This is a genomic window from uncultured Amnibacterium sp., from assembly GCF_964244015.1.
Classification (GTDB): Bacteria; Actinomycetota; Actinomycetes; order Actinomycetales; family Microbacteriaceae; genus Amnibacterium.
Map to the genome: position 1 here is coordinate 1 of NZ_CAXTHO010000045.1, position 19,453 is coordinate 19,453.

Here is a 19,453-nt window from a genome sequence, read left to right on the forward strand (position 1 = left end):
GACAGGGGCGTCGTCGCCGGCTACCCGTTCGGCGGCCCCTTCACCGAGGGCGGCGCCCGGGTCGTGCAGTCCGGGACGGTGACGGTGCCCGACGTCGCCGGAGGGGGGCGGTCCGCACGCGACATCGCCGCGATCGCCGCCGATGTGGAGCAGGGCAACTCCGGTGGGCCGCTGCTCACGCCGAACGGCCGGGTGATCGGGCTCGTCTTCGCGAAGAGCACCAGCCAGTCCGACCTCGGCTACGCCATGACCCCTGACGAGTTCGGCCCGGTCGCCGACCGCGCCCGCTCCCTCACCTCCGCCGTCTCCACCGGCGCCTGCAGCAGGGGCTGACTCTCCGTTTTGTAGGCAGGTCCTGGGCGAGGTCTAGCGGTCTAGGCAACACGCGTTCCTATGAGGCCGCCGCGAAGTACTCGGTGAGTGCTTGGGCGGGGGTCTTGAGTCCGAGGGTAGGGCGGGGGCGGGCGTTCAGCGATGCCTGGACGCGGCGGAGGTCCGCGGCGGTGAAGGTCGAGAGGTCCGCGCCTTTCTCGAACCAGTGCCGCAGCAGCCGGTTCGTGTTCTCGTTCGTGCCACGTTGCCAGGGTGAGTGCGGGTCGCAGAAGTAGACCGGGGTGTCGAGCTCGAGCTGGATGCGGGCGTAGTCGGCCATCTCGGTGCCACGGTCCCAGGTGATCGTCTGCCGCAAATGCTCCGGCAGGTCCCGCATCGCGGTGATCATCGCGGTCGCGACGGTCTCGGCGTCGTGCCGGTCGGGCAGGTGCAGCAGGATCGTGAACCGGGTCGTTCGTTCGACCAACGTCCCGATCGCGGAGGTGTTCCTGGCCCCGAGGATCAGATCGCCTTCCCAGTGCCCCGGGACCGCCCGGTCGGCGACCTCCGCCGGGCGGGCACTGATCTTGAACGCGTCCACATAGGGGCTGCCACCGCGTCTCGGGCCGGTCCCGGTCTTGCGGGTCGTGCGTCTGGTCGACAGATGCCGGGCCAGATCGGCCCGCAGATGCCCGCGGGTCTGGACGTAGAGCGCCTGATAGATCGTCTCGTGCGACACCCGCTGAGTCTGGTCATCCGGGTGGTCCGCAGCGAGGACCTCCGCGATCAACCCCGGGCTCCACCCGTCCTCCAGCCACGCCGTGACCTTCGCCGCCAGGACCGGGTCGTTGAGCTTGAACGGCTTCGGCCGCTGCGCGTTCTGCCCGGCTTTGACCGCCGCGACGGACCCGAAGTAGGACCCGTCCGGGCCACTGTTCCGGCCGATCTCACGGGAGATCACCGACCGGTGCCGGCCCAGCTCACGCCCGATCGCCGCCGCCGTGGTCCCCGCGGCGTGACGGATCGCGATGACCTCCCGGTCCAGCAACGTCAACGGGCGGCGCTGCCGCGCCGCTCGCGCCGCGTCGATCATCGCCGCGATCACGGGCCAGCGAATGATCGGCGCCGCGACCCCGCCGCGCCGACCGGGCTGGAACGGGAGCCCGACCGACTTCGCCCACCACGTCTTCGCCACGAACGGCGACACCTCCGCCGCTCGCGCGGCAGCCGCCAACGACCCCCCAAAACACACCGTGTCCACCAACACACGACAGCGCACCTGATCCACCAACAACACCTCCCAAATCGAGGTGTCGCTTAGACCGATGGAATCCGCCCTGCCTACAAAACGGAGAGTCGGGTGCGGGTGCGGCGGCTAGGACCCGGGGTCGACGATGACGAGGCGCCTCGTCGGTCTGGTGAGGGCGACGTAGAGGGAGCCGGGGCCGGCCTCGCTCGCCACGGTGTCGGGGTCGACGACCACGACGCTGTCGAACTCGAGGCCCTTCGCCGTCCACGGGTCCAGCACGGAGACCGGCGCAGCCAGGCCGCGGGCGCCGTAGCCGACCCGCTCGTCGAGGGAGACGGTGAGCGCGTCGTGGAGGGTCGGGACCAGCCCTGCCGGTGCGATGACGGCCAGCGAGCCGTCGTCGCCCCTGCGCCGATCGGCGACGACCGCGTCGACCGCGTCCACGACGAGCCGGTCGCCGGACGTCCGCATGATCAGGGGCGGTTCCCCCTCGCGGACCGAGCTGGAGGGGGTGATCGGCAGCCCGTCGCGGAGCGCCCGCGACTCGGCCAGCTCCGCGATCGCCTGCGGCGTCCGGTAGTTCACCGTGAGCCGCTCGACGCGGAAGGAATCGGTCAGCGCTCCGATCGCCTCGCCCCAGTCCGCGGCCGGCGGCTCGACCGCCGACTGCGCGAGGTCGCCCACGACCGTGAACGACCGCAGCGGCCCCCTGCGCCGCAGCAGCCGCCACTGCATCGGGGAGAGCTCCTGCGCCTCGTCCACGACGATGTGGCCGTAGGTCCAGGTGCGGTCGACCGCGGCGCGCTCGGCCGTGGTCAGGCGAGCGCCCTCCTCCGCGAAGTCGTCCGCGAGCGCCTCCGCCGTCACGAGCCCTTCGACGCCCATGTTCACGATCGCCGCCTCGGCGTTCTCGATGTCGCGCTTTCGCTGGGCGTCGTACGCCTGGGCGCGGGCATCGCCCGTCGTGTCGGTCTCGCCCAGCAGCTCGGCGGCCTCGTCGAGCAGCGCGACGTCGCTCACCGTGAACGGCAGGTGGCGAGGGCGGGCGAGCAGCGCGCGGTCCTGCGGGGACAGCTCGGGCGACGAGCGGGCGAGGTACTCCGGCCGCGCGTACAGGTCGCCGAGCAGCTTCTCGGGGGTCAGCGGCAGCCACGCGGTGTTCAGCAGCACCTTGACGTCCTGCGAGGTCCGCAGGTCCTCGCGGAGCAGCCTGCGGTCCTCGTCGTCGATCGTCGCGCCGCGGGACGCGACCCGGTCGACGAGCTGCGCCGTCAGCTCCGACAGCGCGGCCTTGACGAATGTCACGCGCGCGACGTTGTGCGGCTTGCGCGACTGCTGCGCACGGCGGATCGCCCGCTCGATCAGCGAGGGGTGCACGCTGAGCACGACGCCCTCCACCTCGATGTCGACCGGCTCGCGGGGCGCGACCTGCCGCGCCTGCACGGCCCGGCGCAGCACCGACGCCATCGCGGTCCTGCCCTTCACCGCGGAGACGGCGGGCGGATCGACCGCGCCCGCGTCCGTACCCGGATAGAGCTGCCCGAGGGTCCGCAGCACGACTCCGGTCTCGCCGAGGGAGGGCAGCACCTGCTCGATGTACTCCAGGAAGCTCCGCGACGGACCGACCACGAGCACGCCGTTGCGGGCGAGCCGCTCCTTGTCGGCGTACAGGAGGTAGGCGGCGCGGTGCAGCGCGACGGCCGTCTTGCCGGTGCCCGGGCCGCCCTGCACCACGAGGACGCCCCGCGCCGCCGACCGGATGATGCGGTCCTGCTCCGCCTGGATCGTCGAGACGATGTCGTGCATCCGCCCGGTGCGCTGCGCGGTGAGCGCCGCGAGCAGCGCGGTCTCGCCGGTGAGCGTGACGTCCTCGGGGATGTCCTCGGGGTCGAAGACCTCGTCCTCGAGCGCCGTGACGTCGCGGCCCTTCGTCGTCAGGTGCCGGCGGATCCGCACACCCAGCGGCGTCGCCGCGGTCGCCTGGTAGAACGCGCTCGACTGCGGCGCTCGCCAGTCGAGGAGCAGCGGCCGCTGGTCGTCGTCGCGGAGCCCGATCCTGCCGATGTACCTGACCGCGCCGTCGTCGGCCTGCAGCCGGCCGAAGACGAGCCGCTCGTCGACGTCGCGGAGGCGCCGGACCCGGTCCTCGAACAGCCGGGCCATCGCGTCGCGCTCGGTTCTGGCCTGGTGCGTACCGGTGGCGCCACCGCGGCGCACCCGCTCCAGCTCGCCGAGGAGCTCGGCCCGGAGCGCGTCCAGCCGCACGTACAGCCCGGACACGTATCGCTGCTCCCTCGACAGCTCCGCCAGGACGGCATCGGTCATGCGCTGCACCTCCGTTTCGCGGCGGACCAGTCTAGGTCGCCGCATCGGCACGGCCCGCTCAGCCGGCCGCCCGCTGCGGCTCCAGCAGCGCTTCGAACGCGTCCGCCTTCGCGGGGTTCGTCCGATACGCCCACGCGGGCAGCTCGCCGCGCTGCACCTTGCCGAGCACGATCGGCGCGATGTCGCGGTCGTCGTGCCGCTCGAGTGCCCGCCCCGCGAGCGCGGCGGCGGCACTGCTGCCGCCGCAGGCCCAGTGCAGCCAGCTCAAGGCCTCGTCGATGCCCGCGCCGGTCCTGTCCGTGTCGACGTAGGAGGCGACCTCGTGCAGCGCGGCGATCGCCGCGTCGATCCGGTCGGGGTCCGGGCGGCGGAACCGGCCCCCGCCGATCGCGGCCGTCATCCGTTCCAGCGAGCGCTGACGACCGGCCGGCGCGCTGACGGCCGTCCACACCTCCTTCCCGAACGCCGGGCCCCATGCGACCTGGGCCAGCAGCAGCCCGATCAGCCCCTGCCGCACGACGAGGGAGAGCAGGAGCGCCCGGCACGCGCACGGTCGGCCGTGCTCGTCGTGCGGCTGCAGGATCCCTTCGACGAGGTCGACCACCGCGTCGGTGTCGCGACCCCATCGGTACCGGTCCATCGCCGACTCGTCGGGCGGCAGCTGCAGCAGGGACAGCATCGAGGCCGGACCGAACGCGCTGCCGGGGGTCACGCTGCCGGAGGTCGGTGCGGGATCGCCGAGCGGGACCCCGTGCAGCACGCCGCCCGGACCCTCCGGCCGCGACCACCACTGCTCGTAGTGGTCGGCGAAGCGGTCGATCTGCTCCTCGGCCGCGGGCTCGGGCTGCGCCAGCGGCGCACGGCGCGGGGCTCGGCGCTCGTCGGGATCGAGGAGCGCGAGCGGGTTGCCGCCGCGCGGCAGCCGGGGATCGTCGAGGGACCCCCAGCCGTCCGCCGCGACGCAGAACCGGTCGAGCACCTCCAGGCCGAGCCGCTGCGCCCGGCGGGAGACCGCTCGCACCTGGGCCGCGGCCGGCGGGCGACCGGACGGCGCGAACGTCTCGGGCGTGTACGCCGCGATCGCCACGCCCGTCACCCCGTCGACGCGGAGCACCTGACCCAGCACCACGGCGGCCCACTCGTCGAGCTGCTCAGGATCCTCCGTGTGCCGGAGGTCGATCCGCATCGCCCCGTGCGTCCGCGACTTCGTGCCGTGCGAGCGCTTGAAGAGGACGAGCACGAGGCTGTCCTCGGGATCGAGGGGCAGCAGATCCGGGACGAGGCGGAGGAGGTCCTCCGGCCCCGTCGCCCTGACGATCTGCGGCGCGCGCCTGGGGCGCTGGCCGGATTGGATGCGGCGTTCTCTCGAGCGTTTCTGCGACATGCGGGGAGCATGGCGAGACGCGCGCCACGCAGGGAGCCGATCGCCGTCGCTGAGGTAAGCAACGCCCGGATCGGCCCTGGGGAGGAGCGGATCGGAAGGGGTCAGACGGTCCGGATGGCGTGGATCCCGCGGCCCTCGAGCCGCCGCCTGCCGCCGAGCGCGGCCAGCTCGATCACGACGCCGATGCCGGCGACCACCGCGCCGGCCCGTTCGAGCAGCGCGCAGGTCGCCTCGACCGTGCCGCCGGTGGCGAGCACGTCGTCGAGGACGAGGACCCGGGTGCCCGGTACCAGCTGGTCGGCGCGGATCTCGAGCGCGGCGGCGCCGTACTCGAGCTCGTACCGCTCGATCAGCGTGCGCGGCGGCAGCTTGCCCGCCTTGCGGACCGCGACCACCCCGGTACCGGAGGCGTACGCCGCGGCCGCCGCGAGCAGGAAGCCGCGCGCCTCGATGCCGGCCACGAGGTCGAACCCGTCGAACGCTCCCACGAGCTCGTCGGTGATCGCCCTCAGCGCCTCGGCGTCGGCCAGGGTGACCGTGAGATCGCGGAACAGCACGCCCGGCTCGGGGAAGTCGGGCACCGTCAGGGTCAGGCGGTCGACGAGCTCGGCGGCGGTGGGCACGGCCGGGCTCAGGCCTTCAGCAGGTCGATCACGAAGATCAGCGTCCTGCCGGACAGGCGGTGGCCGCCGCCGGCCGGGCCGTAGGCGAGCTCGGGCGGGCAGGTCAGGATGCGGCGGCCGCCGACGCGCATGCCGGGGATGCCGTCCTGCCACCCCTTGATCAGGTTGCCGAGGGGGAAGGAGATCGACTGCCCGCGGCTCCATGAGGAGTCGAACTCCTCGCCGTTCTCGTAGTCGACGCCGAGGTAGTGCACGGTGACGGTGCCGCCCGGCTTCGCCTCCGCGCCGTCGCCGACGACGACGTCCTCGACGACCAGCTGGTCGGGAGCGGGACCGACCGGCGGCTCCAGCTCGGGCTTTACGGTGAGATCGGTGAGTTCGCTCATGGCCAGCAGTCAAGCGCACGGCCGGTCGGCGACACCTGACCGTGCGACCCGCGAGGATGGAGGCGATGAACGACGCGACCCCCGGACGACGTCGGGGTGCGCTGCTCGACATCGAGCCCCTCCGCGCCTCCCCCGCCTTCGCCCGGCTGTGGATCGCCCGCGCGATCGCCGGCATCGGCAGCCAGCTGACCCTCGTCGCGGTCGGGCTGAACGTGTTCGAGCTGGTGCGCCGGATCGACACGGTCGGCGCGGCGACCTTCGCGGTGTCGCTGACCGGCGTGCTCGCCCTCGTGCCGACCGTGATCGCCGGGCTGTACGGCGGGATGCTCGCGGATGCGTTCGACCGGCGGACGGTGATGATCGTGTCCGGGTTCGTGTCGTGGCTGTGCACGCTCGTCCTCGCCGCCCTGTCCTGGACGGGAGCGGAGACGGTCGCGTCGCTCTACGTGCTGACGGTGCTGTCCGCGACCGCGACGACGGTGCTCATCGCCGCGGAGTCCGCCGCGACCCCGCGCCTCCTGCCCGCTCGCCTCCTGCCGGCGGCCGGCGCCCTGATGGGCGTCACGGTCGGCATCTCGGTGACGGTCGGGCCGGGGCTCGCGGGCGTGCTCGTCGCCTCCGTCGGCTTCCAGTGGTGCTACACGATCGACGCGGTGCTGTTCGTGCTCACCCTCGCGGCCGCGTTCACGCTGCCCGCGCTGCAGCCGCAGGGACAGGTCGAGCGCCCGGGGCTCGCGTCGCTGCTCGGCGGGATGCGGTTCCTGCGCACCTCCCCCAACATCCGCACCAGCTTCGTCGTCGACATCGTCGCGATGACGTTCGGGCAGCCGCGCGTGATCTATCCCGCCGTCGGCGCGGTCCTGCTGGGCGGCGGCGCGCTGACCGTCGGGCTGCTGTCCGCGGCGTTCGCGGTGGGGGCGCTGCTCAGCAGCGTCTTCTCCGGGCGCCTCGGCGGGATCCGGAGGCAGGGCCTCGCGATCGAGCGCGCGATTGAGGCGTACGGCGCCTGCATCCTGCTGTTCGGGGCGGTGCTCGGCATCGCGACCCTGGGCGAGGCGACCGGAGCCCTCCCGACCCCTGCCGGTGCGATCTGGATCGCGCTCGCCGCGGTGCTGCTGGCCGGCGCGGGCGCCGCGGACAACGTCAGTGCGATCTTCCGCTCCACCATCCTGCAGACCGCGGCACCCGACTCCATGCGCGGCCGGCTGCAGGGCGTGTTCATCGTGGTCGTGACCGGCGGGCCGCGGGTCGGCGACCTCTACGCCGGCGTCCTCGCGGCGACGGGTCTGCTGTTCCTCCCGCCCCTGGCCGGCGGGGTGCTGATCGTCGTGCTGGTCGCGCTGCTGGTCCGTCGCCGCGGCTTCCTCGCGTACGACGCCAGGCACCCCGCGCCGTGACGGCGAACGAGGTCGCCGCCCTGATCTGGCAGCGGGTCGTCGCGCCGTCGCCGTCGCCCGCCGCACTCGACCTGGTCGCGGTGGTGGTCGTCGTCGGGGCGCTCCTGCTGCTGCCGACCTGGCCGCGCCTCCGGCATGCGATCACGATCGTGCACGAGGCGGGTCACGGGTTCGCGGCCACCCTGACCCGCAGGAGGCTCGCGGGGATCCGCCTCCACTCGGACACGAGCGGGCTCACCGTCAGCGTCGGCCGGCCGCGCGGGCCCGGGATGGTGCTGACCCTGCTCGCCGGGTACCCCGCTCCCTCCGCCGCAGGGGTGCTGATCGCCTGGGCCGTCTCGGCCGGGCATGCCGCGCTGGCGCTGTGGGGTGCGCTGGTGCTGCTGCTGCTCGTGCTGGTGCAGATCCGGAACTGGTTCGGGCTGTGGTCGGTGCTCGTCGCGGGCGTGCTGGTCGGTGCCGTCACGTGGTTCGCGGACCCCGCCTGGCGGATGCGGGCCGCGCTGGCGCTCGCCGTGCTGCTCGTGCTCGGCGGTCTGCGCGCGGCGGTGGAGCTGCCCGGCGCTCGCAGCAGCGGCGGCGTCTCCGACGCGGACCAGCTCGCGCGGGTCACCTGGATCCCGGTCGGCGTCTGGCTGCTCGCGTTCGTGCTCGCCGGCCTCGCAGGCGTGGCCGGCGCGGGCGCCCTCCTGGTCGCCCCCCTGTCCGTTTTGTAGGAACGCTGTTCCTACAAAACGGAGAGTCAGGCGACGATGCCGAGCGGGCTCGCCTTCCAGCCGGGGAAGACGTTCTTCAGCTTGCCCGCCGAGAGGTTCAGGCGCTTCGACACGACCTCGGTGAGCACGTCGCGGTAGTCGTTCGATCCGGGTACGTCGCCGAGTGAGGTGCGGTGCGCGAGGCCGTCCCACCGGCCGTGCACGCCGCCCTGCACCCCGCCGCCGACGACCAGCACCACACCGCCGTGGCCGTGGTCCGTGCCGCCGCTCGCGTTCTCCTCCACCCGCCGGCCGAACTCGCTCATCGTGACGACCGTGGTGTCGTCGAGCAGGTCCGAGCCGAGATCGGCCGTGAACGCCGCCAGCGAGGCCGCGAGGTCCGCGAGGTGCCGCTGCATGTCGCCGCCGTTGACGTTGCCCATCCCGGTGTGGGTGTCCCAGCCGCCGACGTCGATGCAGGCGACGCGCACGCCCGCGCCGCCCTTGATGAGCAGCGCCAGGTTCTTGAGGGCGTCGCTGAAGTTGCCGCCCGGGTACTTCACGCCGTCCGCCGCGGGCTCCGCCGCCTTGATCTTCGCGATCGTGCCCAGCGCGCCGATCGCGAGCTTCGTCTGCTTCGCGATCGGGTGGTCGACGCCGGTGTAGAGCGCCTGGAGGGCGGTCGTCGTCGCCTTCACCTCGCTCTTGTCGACGCTGAGCTTGATCGAATCCACGTTCTGCATGGCGATCGGGAGTGCCGTGCCGACGAGCGCCCGCGGGGTGGTGCCGCCGATCGCGACGGACCGGAACGTCGTGCCCGGACCGGAGGCGACCAGCACGCGATCGAGCCAGCCGGAGGTGAGCGAGTCGCTGGAGCCGCGCTCGAGGCAGTCCTGCGCCTGGAAGTGGCTGCGCGACAGGTCCGGCGTCGAGACCGCCGGTACCGCCGCGACCTTGCCCTGCTTGATCAGCGGCGCGAGCGGCGCGAGCGCAGGATGCAGGCCGAACCCGCGGGCGGTGTCGAACTCGAGCAGCGAGCCGGCCTTCACCCCGATGTTCGGCCGCTCCTTCAGCAGGGCGGGGTCGGCGGCCGGCACGAGCAGCGACAGCCCGTCCATCCCGCCCCGGAGGAAGACGACGACCAGCGTGCCGGTGCTCAGCTCGTCCGCGGCCGCGTAGGAGACGCGGCTCGTGACCAGCTGCGCGCCGAGCGTCGCGACGCCGACCCCGAGGCCGCCCTTCAGGAAGGTCCTGCGGTTGAACCCGCCCGACCAGGCCTCGTTCCGGTCGTCCTCGGCGATCCGCTGCGCCTCCGCCATCGCGCGGATGGCCGCGTCCCGAGGTGTGGGGCCGAGCCGCTGCCAGTCGGGGCAGTCCGGGTGCAGCGTGCTGAGCACCTGGTCGGAGGAGGGCGAGTCGATCTGCATGGCGGTCTCCTGTGGCGCTAGCGCAGCTGGAAGTACGGGGAGTCGAGCAGGAGGGTCGCGATCTTGCCGAGGTTCCAGTCGTCCGTCGGAACCGGCGACGCGGCCGTGAGCTTCGCGCCGTGGATGGCGGCGAGCAGGTGCTGCTTCGACGGCGTCACGCCGAGCAGTCGGTGGGCGACCTGCCTCGTCCACTGCATCGTCGTCATCGTCGGGGTGAGCGCGATCATCTTCGACGGCTTGGTCCAGCCGAGCTTCGGCCACCAGCCGTAGACGAGCGTCCGGTGCAGGTTCCAGCGCTGCAGCATCGCGCCGGCGCCGAGCCACGCGGCCGCGACATCGGGGTAGCCGTTCGGCGGCCCCCAGCCGTAGGGGGTGTGCCCCCCGTTGCCGAGCGTCCAGTACAGGGCGCCGATCGTGTCCTGCATGCCCTTCGCGCGCTGCACGTTCAGCACACGCATCGCGCCGACCGCATCCTCCAGGGGCCGGCGCATGCGCACACCGACGGCCGCCCAGAAGTCGCTCGACTTGAAGATCGCGTCGACGACCGCCCGGATGGAGGTGCCGTGGGTCAGGTAGACGTGCGCGAGGCGGTTCACGAGGCTCGCCGAGGGGGTGTCGGACACGAAGCGGATCGCGAGCTTCCTGGCGATCGTCCGCGCGGTCGCGGGATGGTGCGCGAGGTACGTCAGGTACGCGTCGCCGACCTTCTCCCCCGTGTACATCGACGCGTTCGCGGCGCTGAAGCCGAGGACCTTCACGTGCCCGACCCAGTGCCAGGGCTCCTCGAAGTAGTACTGGCCGGTGTCGTAGTCCCAGGTGCGGCCGGACATGATCTTCGCGCTCGAGCGCACCATCTCCTCCGTGAAGCCGGAGGTGCGGCCCACGGTGTGCAGCTCGAGCATCTCGCGGCCGAGGTTCTCGTTCACGTTGGTGCGGCGGGACTGGTCGTTGCTCAGGAAGCTCAGCATCGCCGGGTGCTTCATCGCGGCGTGCAGCATGTCGTCGTAGGTGCCGAAGGCGTGCTTGCGGATGACGTTCTTGATGTAGCTCGGCGACGTGTGCCACTGCTCGCCGGGGATCGGCACGTGGAGGTGGTTGGCGAAGACGTCCACCACGATCTCGTAGAGCTGCCGGTCGGAGAAGATCTGCCGCGCGAGCGTCGCCTGGCTGGTCGCCATCATGGCGTCCCAGCTGTAGCGCTTCGTCTTCTTCAGGATCGTCTTCGGCGACGCCCCGTCGAGCGGGAAGAGCGCCACCGCCTTCTCGGCGGCCGTGTCCTTCAGCGAGCCGGGGTGCAGCTGCTGCTCGAGCCAGCCGTCGATCCCGAGGCGCTTCAGGGCCGCGACGTCCTTCGGACGTGCGCCGAAGGTGGCGCGGCGCAGGAGGTGCGCCTGCGGGTCGTGCGGGAACAGCGAGCTGTGCGCGCGCTTGACGGACTTCGCCGCGGCCGACGCGGAGGCGTACTGCTTGCCGTGATGCACGGCGGTCGCGGCGGTCGCGGCCTCGGCGGCGTCCGCCTCCCCCACCAGCGTCTCGCCGGCGACCGCGCCGAGCGCGAGCACGGCGCCGAGCCCGAACAGGCCGCGTCGCGACGATCCGCGTGCCGGCGCCGCGGTCTCCTGCGGCTCGATCCGGTCCGTGTCGGTCATGCGCATCGCCTCCCCTGCGGTGGCGGCAACAGTAGGGAGGGAGGTCACCCCCTGAACGCGCGACACGACGGCCGCGCCGGGACCGCCCGCAGGCTTCCGCCAGGCGGGAGCCGTGCCCGGCACCTTTCGCGGATCAGGCCCGATTCGGAACACGCCGTGCGGGCGCGCGAGCTACACGGCGTGTCGCGAAACGAGCCTGATCCGCGAAGGGTCAGGAGGTGAGGAGCGTGCGGTCCGCGACGATGCGGGCCAGCAGCTCCTGCTCGTCCGGGGTGCGGCCGATCGTCGCGCGGCCCTGCAGCAGGCGCTGGCGGGCGTGACCCAGGCGCGTCGCGTCGCGGATCAGCCGGTTCATCGCCGCCTTCTTGCCCCGCGGGTCGCGCTGCGTGTCCGCCCATCGCAGCGCCTGTTTCCTGCCGCTCGGCGTCGAGATCAGGGCGACCTCCTGCGGGGTGAACCAGCCCGCCTGCGCGTACTCGCCGAGCCGCGCCCTGGTGATCGCGCGCTCCCTGCCGCGCACGACGAGGACGACCGCGACCGCGCCGAGGAAGATCGGCACCTCGATCAGCAGGTAGTACTCGATCGTGTTCGCCGCGAGCGACAGCCCGCCGTTCCAGAGCGCGTGCAGGATCACCGCGGGGATCAGGCCGAGCAGGTAGGCGCCGAACCCCGCTGCGGCGCCCCGTCCGCGTTCCGCCACCATGCCGATCGCGAAGCCGGTGCAGGAGGTGAACAGCACGTGCGCGAACGGGGAGAAGACCCCCCTGGCCACGAAGGTGAACAGGAACGCAGCGCCCAGCCCGTTCTCGACCAGCACCCGCCCGAAGTAGAGGATGTTCTCGGTGAACGCGAACCCGGCGGCGACGCTCGCCGCGTAGACGATGCCGTCGACCGGGCCGTCGAAGTGCCGCCGGTTGATCCAGAACAGCAGCAGGACGCCGAAGCCCTTCGCGGACTCCTCGACGAGCGGCGCCTGCACGGCGGCCTGGACGAAGTCGTTCGGCGCACCTCCCGAGACGCTGAGGACGATCTGCACGCCGAGGTCGAAGATCAGCGCCACCGAGACGGCCACGCCGGCCCCCCAGAGCACGGCGAAGATCAGCGCCGGACGCGGCTCGGGCTCCCACCGGTCGACCCAGCGGATCGTGAGCAGCACGAGCAGGAAGGGGACGAGCGCGGCGACCGAGGCGATCGCGACGCCCGTCGTCCCGAGCGCGGAGACGAGGTAGAGCAGCACGGCGAGCACCGCGACGACGCCGAACGCGATCCCGAGCGACGCGGCGACCGCGCGGGCGGCGTGCCCGGGTGCGTGCGTGCCAGGTCCGATGGGGGCCAGGCCGACCGGGGCCTGCCGGATAGCGGTCACGCCCACATGGTCGCAGCGTCCGGCTCGGAAGGTCCGGAGGTCACCACACCTTGCCGGGGTTGAGCAGCCCGAGGGGGTCGAACGCGGCCTTGACCCGGCGCGACAGCGCCATCACGTCGTCGCCGAGCTCCTCCGCGATCCAGCGCCGCTTCAGCACGCCGACGCCGTGCTCGCCGGTGAGCGTGCCGCCGAGCGCGATCGCCGCGCGGAACAGCTCCTCCCCCGCCGCCCACACGACGTCGGGGATCTCGCCGGGCGCGTGCGGGACGGAGGCTGGGATCACGATGTTCGGATGCAGGTTCCCGTCGCCCGCGTGCGCGATGGTCGGGATCGGCAGGCCGTGGCGGAGGGCGATCGCCTCGACGGCCTCGAACATCGCCGGCAGGGCCGACCGCGGCACGCAGACGTCCTCGATCAGCACCTCCCCGAGCTTCGCGAACGCGGGATGGGCGGCCCGGCGCAGCGCGACGAGCGCGGCGCCCGTCGCCGCGTCCGGCGCGACCCTCCCGTCGCCGCCCGCGTCGGCGATGCAGCGCAGCGCGGCCTCCGCCTCCCGCGGCGCCGCCCCGCCGTCGGTCTGCACCAGCAGGAACGCGCCGCGGCCCGCGAGCGCCGGCAGGTCGCCCGCCGGGCCCTCGCCGGCGGCGACCAGCGCGTCGATCGCGGCGCAGGTCGCGGCGTCCATCAGCTCGAGCGCCGCGCAGCGCAGCCCGGATGCGGTGATCGCCGCGGCGGCTGCGGCCGCGGATCGCACGTCCGGGAAGGTCGCCCCGATCGTCACGACCGGGTCCGCCTCCACCCGCCGCAGCTTCAGCGTCGCCTCGACGACGACCCCGAGCGTGCCCTCGGAGCCGATCAGCAGCGCCGTGAGGTCGTAGCCGGTGACCCCCTTCATCGTGCGGCGGCCGAGCCGGACCAGGCTGCCGTCGGCCAGCACGATCTGCAGGCCGAGCACGCTCTCCCTGGTCACGCCGTACTTCGCGCACAGCAGACCGCCTGCGTTGGTCGCGATGTTGCCGCCGACGGTGGAGATCGCACGGCTGGCGGGATCGGGCGGCCACCAGAGGCCTCGCGGTGCGAGCGCGGCCGCGAGGTCGTCGGTGACGACCCCGGGCTCGACGGTCGCGGTCTCGTTCTCCTGGTCGATCTCGAGCACGCGATCCATGGCGCTGACGTCGAGCACCACCGTGCCCGCCGTGCCGATCGCGCCGCCGGCCAGCCCCGTCCCGGCACCGCGCGGCACGACCGGCACGCGATGCGCCGTCGCGAGCCGGAGGAGCGCCTGCACGTCGGACGTCGTCCGCGCCCGGACGACGGCGAGCGGCGTCTCGGGGGTGGTCCACCCGCTCCAGTCCGTGCGGACGCGGTCCAGCTCCGCCGGGTCGGTGCGCAGCGCGGCGCCCACCGCGTGCTCCAGCTCGTCCAGGAACGCCATCCGGCCAGCCTAGGGAGGCGCCAATAGGGTCGGCCGCATGGTCGATGACGTGGACCCGGAGGACGGCCGGAACGAGACCCGCACCCAGCGGCTCGATCGGAACTGGAACCAGCTGCTGCAGGAGCTGCGGGTGCTGCAGACCGGGACCCAGCTGCTGACGGGGTTCCTGCTGACCGTCGCGTTCCAGTCGACGTTCGCCGGGCTCGCCGACTGGCAGCGGGGCCTCTACCTCGTCGTGGTGTCGCTCGCCGTGATCTCCACCGTCGTCGCGCTGATGCCGGTCGCGCTGCACCGCGCGCTGTTCCGGCGACGCGCGATGGCCGAGCTGGTCGAGTGGGCCGACCGCATGCTCCGGATCGGCCTCGGCGCGACCGGGCTCGCGATCGTGGGCGTGCTCGCCCTCGTCTTCAGCGTGGCCGCGGGGGCTGCGGGTGCAGTCGTCGCGGCGGTGGTCGGGGCGCTGCTCGTCGGCGGGCTCTGGCTCGCGCTGCCGAAACGCCTCCAGCGGGGCACCGAGGCGCCCCACGGCGCGAGCACCTGAAGCGGTGGTCAGGCGCTGTGTTCACGGATCAGGGGATTCGGGCGGCGCGAAGCGCCCCCGAATCCCCTGATCCGTGAACACGACCGGTCGGGCTTCCACCCGCCGCAGTCAGGCCCGCTTGCGCTTCTTCGCGGTCTCGGGCTTCGCCTTCGCGCGGTTCGCCTCCACGCTGCGCTTCAACGCCTCCATCAGGTCGATGACCTGGCCGTCGCCCTCGTCGTCGTCCTTCGCGCCGAAGGTCGCCTCCGTGTCCACCGACTCGCCCTGCTCGAGCTTCGCGTCGACCAGCTTCTGCAGCTGCACCTGGTACTCGTCGGTGAAGTCGGCGGGCGAGAAGTCGCTCTCGAAGCTCCTGACGAGGCTCGTCGCCATGTCGACCTCGCGCTTCTGGATCCGCACGTCCGCGTCCAGCGACGGGAAGGACGCCTCGCGCACCTCGTCGTCCCAGAGCAGGGACTGCAGGAGGAGGACCTTGCCGTGCACCCGCAGCACCCCGAGGCGGGTCTTCTGCCGCAGGGTGAACTGCACGATCGCGACGCGGTCGGTGTCCTCGAGCACCTTGCGCATCAGCACGTAGGAGCGGGGACTCGTCGCGTCCGGCTCGAGGTAGTAGCTGCGGTCGAGGCGGATCGCGTCGACCTGGTCGGCCGGCACGAACTCGACGACGTCGATCTCGCGGCTCTTCTCGCTCGGGAGCGATTTCAGGTCCTCCGCGGTCAGCACGACCGTGCGATCGCCCGCGTCGTAGGCCTTGTCGATGTCCTGGTACTCGACGACGCGGCCGCAGATCTCGCAGCGCCGCTGGTACCGGATCCGTCCGCCGTCGGCGTTGTGCACCTGGTGCAGGGCGACGTCGTGGTCCTCGGTCGCCGAGTAGAGCTTCACCGGCACGTTGACCAGCCCGAACGTGATCGCGCCGCGCCAGATGCTCCGCATGACCCGCCCCTCCCGATGGCGTCGAACGCCTGATGAACCATGAGTATGACGGCGCCGACCGCGGCGGGCCAGCCCCCGTCTGCGGTCTCAGCGATCCAGCAGACTTTCAGGTCACGCTGAGCCCATGGTCGGCGTCGCGAAGCAGGTCGTGGAGGTCGACGGCCGCACGGTCGGCCTGACGAACCTCGACAAGGTGCTCTACCCCGCGGACGGGTTCACGAAGGGGGACGTCCTCTCCTACTACGCCGCCGTCGCCTCCGCGCTGGTCCCGCTCACAGCGGGTCGCCCCGCGACGCGGAAGCGCTGGCCGAACGGCGTGGGATCGGCGGAGGAGCCCGGGCAGACGTTCTTCGTGAAGAACCTCGAGTCCCACGCGCCGGACTGGATCCGCCGCGGCTCGATCGAGCACCGGTCGGGGACCACCACCTACCCGGTGATCGACGACCTGGCGACCCTGACCTGGCTCGCCCAGCAGGCGACGCTCGAGGTGCACGTGCCGCAGTGGCGGTTCACGGAGGACGGCGAGGCCGGCCGCCCCGACCGGCTCGTGCTCGACCTCGATCCCGGTGACGGCGCCGGCCTGGCCGAGTGCGCCGAGGTCGCCCGCCTCCTGAAGCCCGTGCTGGAGGGCATGGACCTGGCGCTCGTGCCGGTCACGAGCGGGTCGAAGGGCATCCACCTGTTCGCCCACCTCGCCGGCCGCTGGACCTCCGACCAGGTCACCGAGGTCGCGCACGAGCTGGCGCGATCGCTCGAGGCCGACCACCCGGACCTCGTCGTCAGCGACATGAAGAAGGAGAACCGCCGCGGCAGGGTGCTGGTCGACTGGAGCCAGAACCGCGCCGCGAAGACCACGCTCGTGCCCTACTCCCTCCGCGGCACCGTGCACGTGCACGCCGCGGCGCCGCGCACCTGGGCGGAACTCGACGAGCCCGGCCTGCGGCAGCTGCGGCCGGACGAGGTGGTCGAGCGGCTGGAGCGGGACGGCGACCTGCTCGCCGATCTCGCGCCCGCGGCGGCCAGGAACGACGCGCTGACGCGCTACCGCTCGATGCGCGACGCGGGCCGGACGCCCGAGCCGGTGCCGGAGCGGACGCCGGCGCAGGGGAACGACGACACGTTCGTGATCCAGGAGCACCACGCGAGTCGCCTCCACTGGGACTTCCGCCTGGAGCGGAACGGCGTGCTGGTGTCCTGGGCGCTGCCGAAGGGCGTGCCCGCCACCGGGAAGCAGAACCACCTCGCGGTGCACACCGAGGACCACCCGCTGGAGTACGCGACGTTCGCGGGCGACATCCCGAAGGGCGAGTACGGCGGCGGCCACGTCGACCTCTGGGACAGCGGCACCTACGAGACCGAGAAGTTCCGGGACGACGAGGTCATCGTCACCCTGCACGGGCGGCCGGACGGCGGCCTCGGTGGGGACCCGGTGCGGGTCGCGCTCATCCGCACCGAGCGCGACAAACCGAAGGGCAGCCAGGGCGAGCAGTGGCTGATCCACCGGATGGCACCGGAGGCGGAGGCAGCGCAGGAGGAGCCAGCGGAGTCCGAACCGGAGGAGGCGTCGGCGCAGCCGGCCCCGAAACCGATGCTCGCCACCTCCGGTGTCCCGCTCGACCCCGACGAGGAGTGGGCGGTCGAGATGAAGTGGGACGGGATCCGCGCGATCGTCCGCGTCGCGGACGGCCGGGTGACGCTGACGAGCCGCAACGACCTCGATCTCACGCGCACCTACCCCGAGCTGCAGGAGCTGGCTCGGCGCGTGCACGCCGACGGCGCGGTGCTCGACGGCGAGATCGTCGCGCTCGACGGCGACGGCAGGCCGTCGTTCTCGCGCCTCCAGCAGCGGATGGGCCTGACGCGGAAGCAGGACGTCGAGCCGGCGATGCGGCAGCAGGCGGTGCGGCTGCTGCTGTTCGACGTGCTGGAGGTCGACGGGCACGCGACGACGGCGGCGCCCTACCGCGACCGCCGGGACCTGCTCGAGCGCCTCGTCGACGGCGGCGGCCCGGTCGACGTGCCGCCGGTCGTCGCGACCGCGACTGGGGACGCGCTGCAGGCCGCGGTCGCCGACGCCATGGCGACGAGCGAGAACCTCGGGCTCGAGGGCGTCGTCGTCAAGCGGACGACCGCGACCTACCGATCGGGCGCACGCTCGAACGACTGGGTCAAGCGGAAGCACGAGCGGCAGCAGGAGGTGGTCGTCGGCGGCTGGCGCCCCGGTCAGGGGCGGCGTGCAGGCGGCATCGGCAGCCTGCTGGTCGGCGTGCAGGAGGACGGCGGGCTCCGGTACGTCGGCCGGGTCGGCACGGGGTTCAGCGATGCGGACCTCGACGCGATCGGCGAGCGGTTGCACGGCCACGACCGGCGGACGAGCCCGTTCGACGACGTGCCGCGTGCCGATGCGAGCGACGCGCACTGGGTGACCCCCTCCCTCGTCGGCGAGGTGCGCTTCGCCGAGTGGACGGACGACGGCCGGCTGCGGCAGGCGAGCTGGCGCGGCTGGCGCCCCGACAAGCGGCCGGAGGGGGTCGTGCGGGAGTCGTGAGGGCGCGCGCATCGGCTCCTGCGCTGCCCGCTCGGGACACCGGGCTACCGTGATGCCATGACGCCGCGCGAGCCGGGAACCCCTTCGTCGGACGAGGTGGAGCAGGACTTCACCGTGCCGGGCGACGCGGACCTGCGGCCGGTGGTCGACGAGGGCGGCGACGAGACCGAGACCGACTCATGAGCGTCCGCGTCGTGGGCTGGTCGGTGTCGCTCGGCGTGCTCGTCGCCGGGGCGGTGTTCGCCGGGGTCGTCTCGTCGCTGAGCGAGGAGAACAAGCGCCGAGCGGTGGATTCCGCGCGGCTGCTCCGCGACCGGACCGCCGCCTCCGTCGACCAGCTGCGCGAGCGCACGGTCGAGACCGCGAACGACCTCCGCGACCAGTGGACCGACACGGCGCTCGAGGTGCGGGACCGCTGGACCACGACGGCGGAGGAGGTCCGCGCCCGCGCGGTCGACACGGCCGGCGACTGGCGGGAGCGCTCGAGTGAGGGCATCGAGCGCCGGCTGCGTCAGGCCGCCGAGGCCCGGGACGAGTCGCTCGCCGCCCTCGAGGACGACGACGAGGACTGAGCCGACGCTCGGGGGGCGCTCGGTAGGTTCTTCCGTCATGGCCGATGGCGTCGACGTGCCGCTGCACTCCTGGATCGCCGGGCAGCGCTGGTTCGCCAACGCGACCGGCGACGCGCTCGAGGTGGAGGGGTCGCTGCCGCTCACCGGGGACGGGTCGGTCCGGACGCTGTTCGTCCGCGACGCGACGCCCGGCGCCGAAGCGCTGTACCAGGTGCCGGTGGTGCCGGCCGCGGAGGGCGGCATCCCGGGAACCGGCTTCGCGGACGGGCCGCACGACCCGGCGTTCGTGACCGCGCTGCTCGACGTGATGCTGGGCGACACCCTCCTCGTCGGCGATGACGCCACGGCGCGGGGGCAGCGCATCGGCTGGACCGGCGCAGCACCCGTCGTCCGCAGCGCGACGGTGCTCTCGGGTGAGCAGTCGAACACCTCCGTGATCGTCGACGCAGCGACATCCGACGGCGGATCGGCCGGGCTGATGGTCAAGGTGTTCCGGGCGCTGCACGAAGGTGAGAACCCGGATGTCGTGCTGCAGTCCGCGATCTCGGCGGCAGGGTCGAAGCGGGTCCCCGCGACGTACGGGGCCCTCGTCGGCACCTGGCCCGACC

Annotated in this window: 17 protein-coding genes and 1 pseudogene; 8 read left to right on the forward strand and 10 right to left on the reverse strand. The window is 73.0% G+C overall.

Annotated elements, in window-relative coordinates; all coding sequences use genetic code 11:
- Positions 1-333, forward strand: a 333-nt coding sequence (locus ACFE67_RS07100) for a trypsin-like peptidase domain-containing protein (RefSeq protein WP_375406171.1), incomplete at its 5' end; no start/stop codon positions are given.
- Between the two features lie 58 nt (positions 334-391).
- Here ACFE67_RS07100 and ACFE67_RS07105 read toward each other — a convergent pair.
- The 5 genes from ACFE67_RS07105 to ACFE67_RS07125 form a co-directional block, all read right to left on the reverse strand.
- A complete protein-coding gene (locus tag ACFE67_RS07105; RefSeq protein ID WP_375406172.1) occupies positions 392-1,546 on the reverse strand; it encodes an IS30 family transposase in 1,155 nt (384 codons plus the stop codon).
- Positions 1,547-1,687: 141 nt separating this feature from the next.
- Positions 1,688-3,886 (reverse strand): HelD family protein, encoded by a 2,199-nt coding sequence (locus tag ACFE67_RS07110; RefSeq protein ID WP_375406173.1) that lies wholly within the window; start codon positions 3,884-3,886, stop codon positions 1,688-1,690.
- Between the two features lie 58 nt (positions 3,887-3,944).
- Positions 3,945-5,270 carry a hypothetical protein gene (locus ACFE67_RS07115; RefSeq protein ID WP_375406174.1) on the reverse strand — a complete coding sequence of 442 codons (1,326 nt, stop codon included), beginning with the start codon at positions 5,268-5,270 and terminating at the stop codon, positions 3,945-3,947.
- A gap of 101 nt (positions 5,271-5,371) precedes the next feature.
- A complete protein-coding gene (locus ACFE67_RS07120; RefSeq protein WP_375406175.1) occupies positions 5,372-5,893 on the reverse strand; it encodes an adenine phosphoribosyltransferase in 522 nt (173 codons plus the stop codon).
- 8 nt (positions 5,894-5,901) lie between these two features.
- Entirely contained in the window at positions 5,902-6,279 is a 378-nt protein-coding gene (locus tag ACFE67_RS07125) for an FKBP-type peptidyl-prolyl cis-trans isomerase (protein WP_375406176.1), read from the reverse strand.
- A 65-nt stretch (positions 6,280-6,344) separates the two neighbouring features.
- Here ACFE67_RS07125 and ACFE67_RS07130 point away from each other — a divergent pair, with 65 nt between their 5' ends.
- Together ACFE67_RS07130 and ACFE67_RS07135 are read left to right on the forward strand one after the other, a co-directional pair.
- Positions 6,345-7,676 (forward strand): MFS transporter, encoded by a 1,332-nt coding sequence (locus tag ACFE67_RS07130; RefSeq protein WP_375406177.1) that lies wholly within the window; start codon positions 6,345-6,347, stop codon positions 7,674-7,676.
- Positions 7,673-8,392, forward strand: coding sequence for a M50 family metallopeptidase (locus ACFE67_RS07135; protein ID WP_375406178.1), 720 nt, complete (start codon positions 7,673-7,675; stop codon positions 8,390-8,392). Before ACFE67_RS07130 ends, ACFE67_RS07135 begins: the two co-directional genes overlap by 4 nt.
- A 26-nt stretch (positions 8,393-8,418) precedes the next feature.
- On the opposite strand, the gene ACFE67_RS07140 is transcribed toward ACFE67_RS07135, so the two are convergent.
- From ACFE67_RS07140 to ACFE67_RS07155, 4 genes are all read right to left on the reverse strand, one after another.
- Positions 8,419-9,798 (reverse strand): DUF1501 domain-containing protein, encoded by a 1,380-nt coding sequence (locus ACFE67_RS07140; RefSeq protein ID WP_375406179.1) that lies wholly within the window; start codon positions 9,796-9,798, stop codon positions 8,419-8,421.
- Between the two features lie 17 nt (positions 9,799-9,815).
- A complete protein-coding gene (locus tag ACFE67_RS07145) occupies positions 9,816-11,447 on the reverse strand; it encodes a DUF1800 domain-containing protein (RefSeq protein WP_375406180.1) in 1,632 nt (543 codons plus the stop codon).
- Between the two features lie 211 nt (positions 11,448-11,658).
- Positions 11,659-12,813, reverse strand: a complete 1,155-nt coding sequence (locus ACFE67_RS07150; protein ID WP_375406181.1) for a PrsW family intramembrane metalloprotease — start codon at positions 12,811-12,813, stop codon at positions 11,659-11,661.
- 40 nt (positions 12,814-12,853) lie between these two features.
- Entirely contained in the window at positions 12,854-14,248 is a 1,395-nt protein-coding gene (locus ACFE67_RS07155; RefSeq protein ID WP_375406182.1) for an FAD-binding oxidoreductase, read from the reverse strand.
- 37 nt (positions 14,249-14,285) lie between these two features.
- Between ACFE67_RS07155 and ACFE67_RS07160 the strand changes: the two genes are divergently transcribed.
- A complete protein-coding gene (locus ACFE67_RS07160) occupies positions 14,286-14,789 on the forward strand; it encodes a DUF6328 family protein (protein ID WP_375406183.1) in 504 nt (167 codons plus the stop codon).
- A gap of 108 nt (positions 14,790-14,897) precedes the next feature.
- Here ACFE67_RS07160 and ACFE67_RS07165 read toward each other — a convergent pair whose 3' ends face one another.
- Complete coding sequence (locus ACFE67_RS07165) at positions 14,898-15,725, reverse strand: Ku protein (protein ID WP_375406184.1); 828 nt, start codon at positions 15,723-15,725, stop codon at positions 14,898-14,900.
- Between the two features lie 124 nt (positions 15,726-15,849).
- Between ACFE67_RS07165 and ACFE67_RS07170 the strand changes: the two genes are divergently transcribed.
- The 4 genes and pseudogenes from ACFE67_RS07170 to ACFE67_RS07185 form a co-directional block, all read left to right on the forward strand.
- Positions 15,850-18,273: an ATP-dependent DNA ligase gene (locus ACFE67_RS07170; RefSeq protein WP_375406185.1), complete on the forward strand. Its 2,424-nt coding sequence runs from the start codon at positions 15,850-15,852 to the stop codon at positions 18,271-18,273.
- A 57-nt stretch (positions 18,274-18,330) separates the two neighbouring features.
- Positions 18,331-18,456, forward strand: a complete 126-nt coding sequence (locus ACFE67_RS07175; protein WP_375406186.1) for a hypothetical protein — start codon at positions 18,331-18,333, stop codon at positions 18,454-18,456.
- Positions 18,453-18,845 carry a hypothetical protein gene (locus tag ACFE67_RS07180; protein ID WP_375406187.1) on the forward strand — a complete coding sequence of 131 codons (393 nt, stop codon included), beginning with the start codon at positions 18,453-18,455 and terminating at the stop codon, positions 18,843-18,845. Before ACFE67_RS07175 ends, ACFE67_RS07180 begins: the two co-directional genes overlap by 4 nt.
- 37 nt (positions 18,846-18,882) lie before the next feature.
- A pseudogene (locus tag ACFE67_RS07185) lies at positions 18,883-19,453 on the forward strand (phosphotransferase); the annotation flags it as partial.

What these genes read in the sequence shown, in the direction of transcription:
- ACFE67_RS07110 (WP_375406173.1), bottom strand. Translation starts at nt 3,886, where the DNA reads ATGACCGATGCCGTCCTGGCGGAGCTGTCGAGGGAGCAGCGATACGTG.
- ACFE67_RS07115 (WP_375406174.1), bottom strand. Translation starts at nt 5,270, where the DNA reads ATGTCGCAGAAACGCTCGAGAGAACGCCGCATCCAATCCGGCCAGCGC.
- ACFE67_RS07125 (WP_375406176.1), bottom strand. Translation starts at nt 6,279, where the DNA reads ATGAGCGAACTCACCGATCTCACCGTAAAGCCCGAGCTGGAGCCGCCG.
- ACFE67_RS07130 (WP_375406177.1), top strand. Translation starts at nt 6,345, where the DNA reads ATGAACGACGCGACCCCCGGACGACGTCGGGGTGCGCTGCTCGACATC.
- ACFE67_RS07140 (WP_375406179.1), bottom strand. Translation starts at nt 9,798, where the DNA reads ATGCAGATCGACTCGCCCTCCTCCGACCAGGTGCTCAGCACGCTGCAC.
- ACFE67_RS07145 (WP_375406180.1), bottom strand. Translation starts at nt 11,447, where the DNA reads ATGACCGACACGGACCGGATCGAGCCGCAGGAGACCGCGGCGCCGGCA.
- ACFE67_RS07155 (WP_375406182.1), bottom strand. Translation starts at nt 14,248, where the DNA reads ATGGCGTTCCTGGACGAGCTGGAGCACGCGGTGGGCGCCGCGCTGCGC.
- ACFE67_RS07160 (WP_375406183.1), top strand. Translation starts at nt 14,286, where the DNA reads ATGGTCGATGACGTGGACCCGGAGGACGGCCGGAACGAGACCCGCACC.
- ACFE67_RS07165 (WP_375406184.1), bottom strand. Translation starts at nt 15,725, where the DNA reads ATGCGGAGCATCTGGCGCGGCGCGATCACGTTCGGGCTGGTCAACGTG.
- ACFE67_RS07170 (WP_375406185.1), top strand. Translation starts at nt 15,850, where the DNA reads ATGGTCGGCGTCGCGAAGCAGGTCGTGGAGGTCGACGGCCGCACGGTC.
- ACFE67_RS07175 (WP_375406186.1), top strand. Translation starts at nt 18,331, where the DNA reads ATGACGCCGCGCGAGCCGGGAACCCCTTCGTCGGACGAGGTGGAGCAG.
- ACFE67_RS07180 (WP_375406187.1), top strand. Translation starts at nt 18,453, where the DNA reads ATGAGCGTCCGCGTCGTGGGCTGGTCGGTGTCGCTCGGCGTGCTCGTC.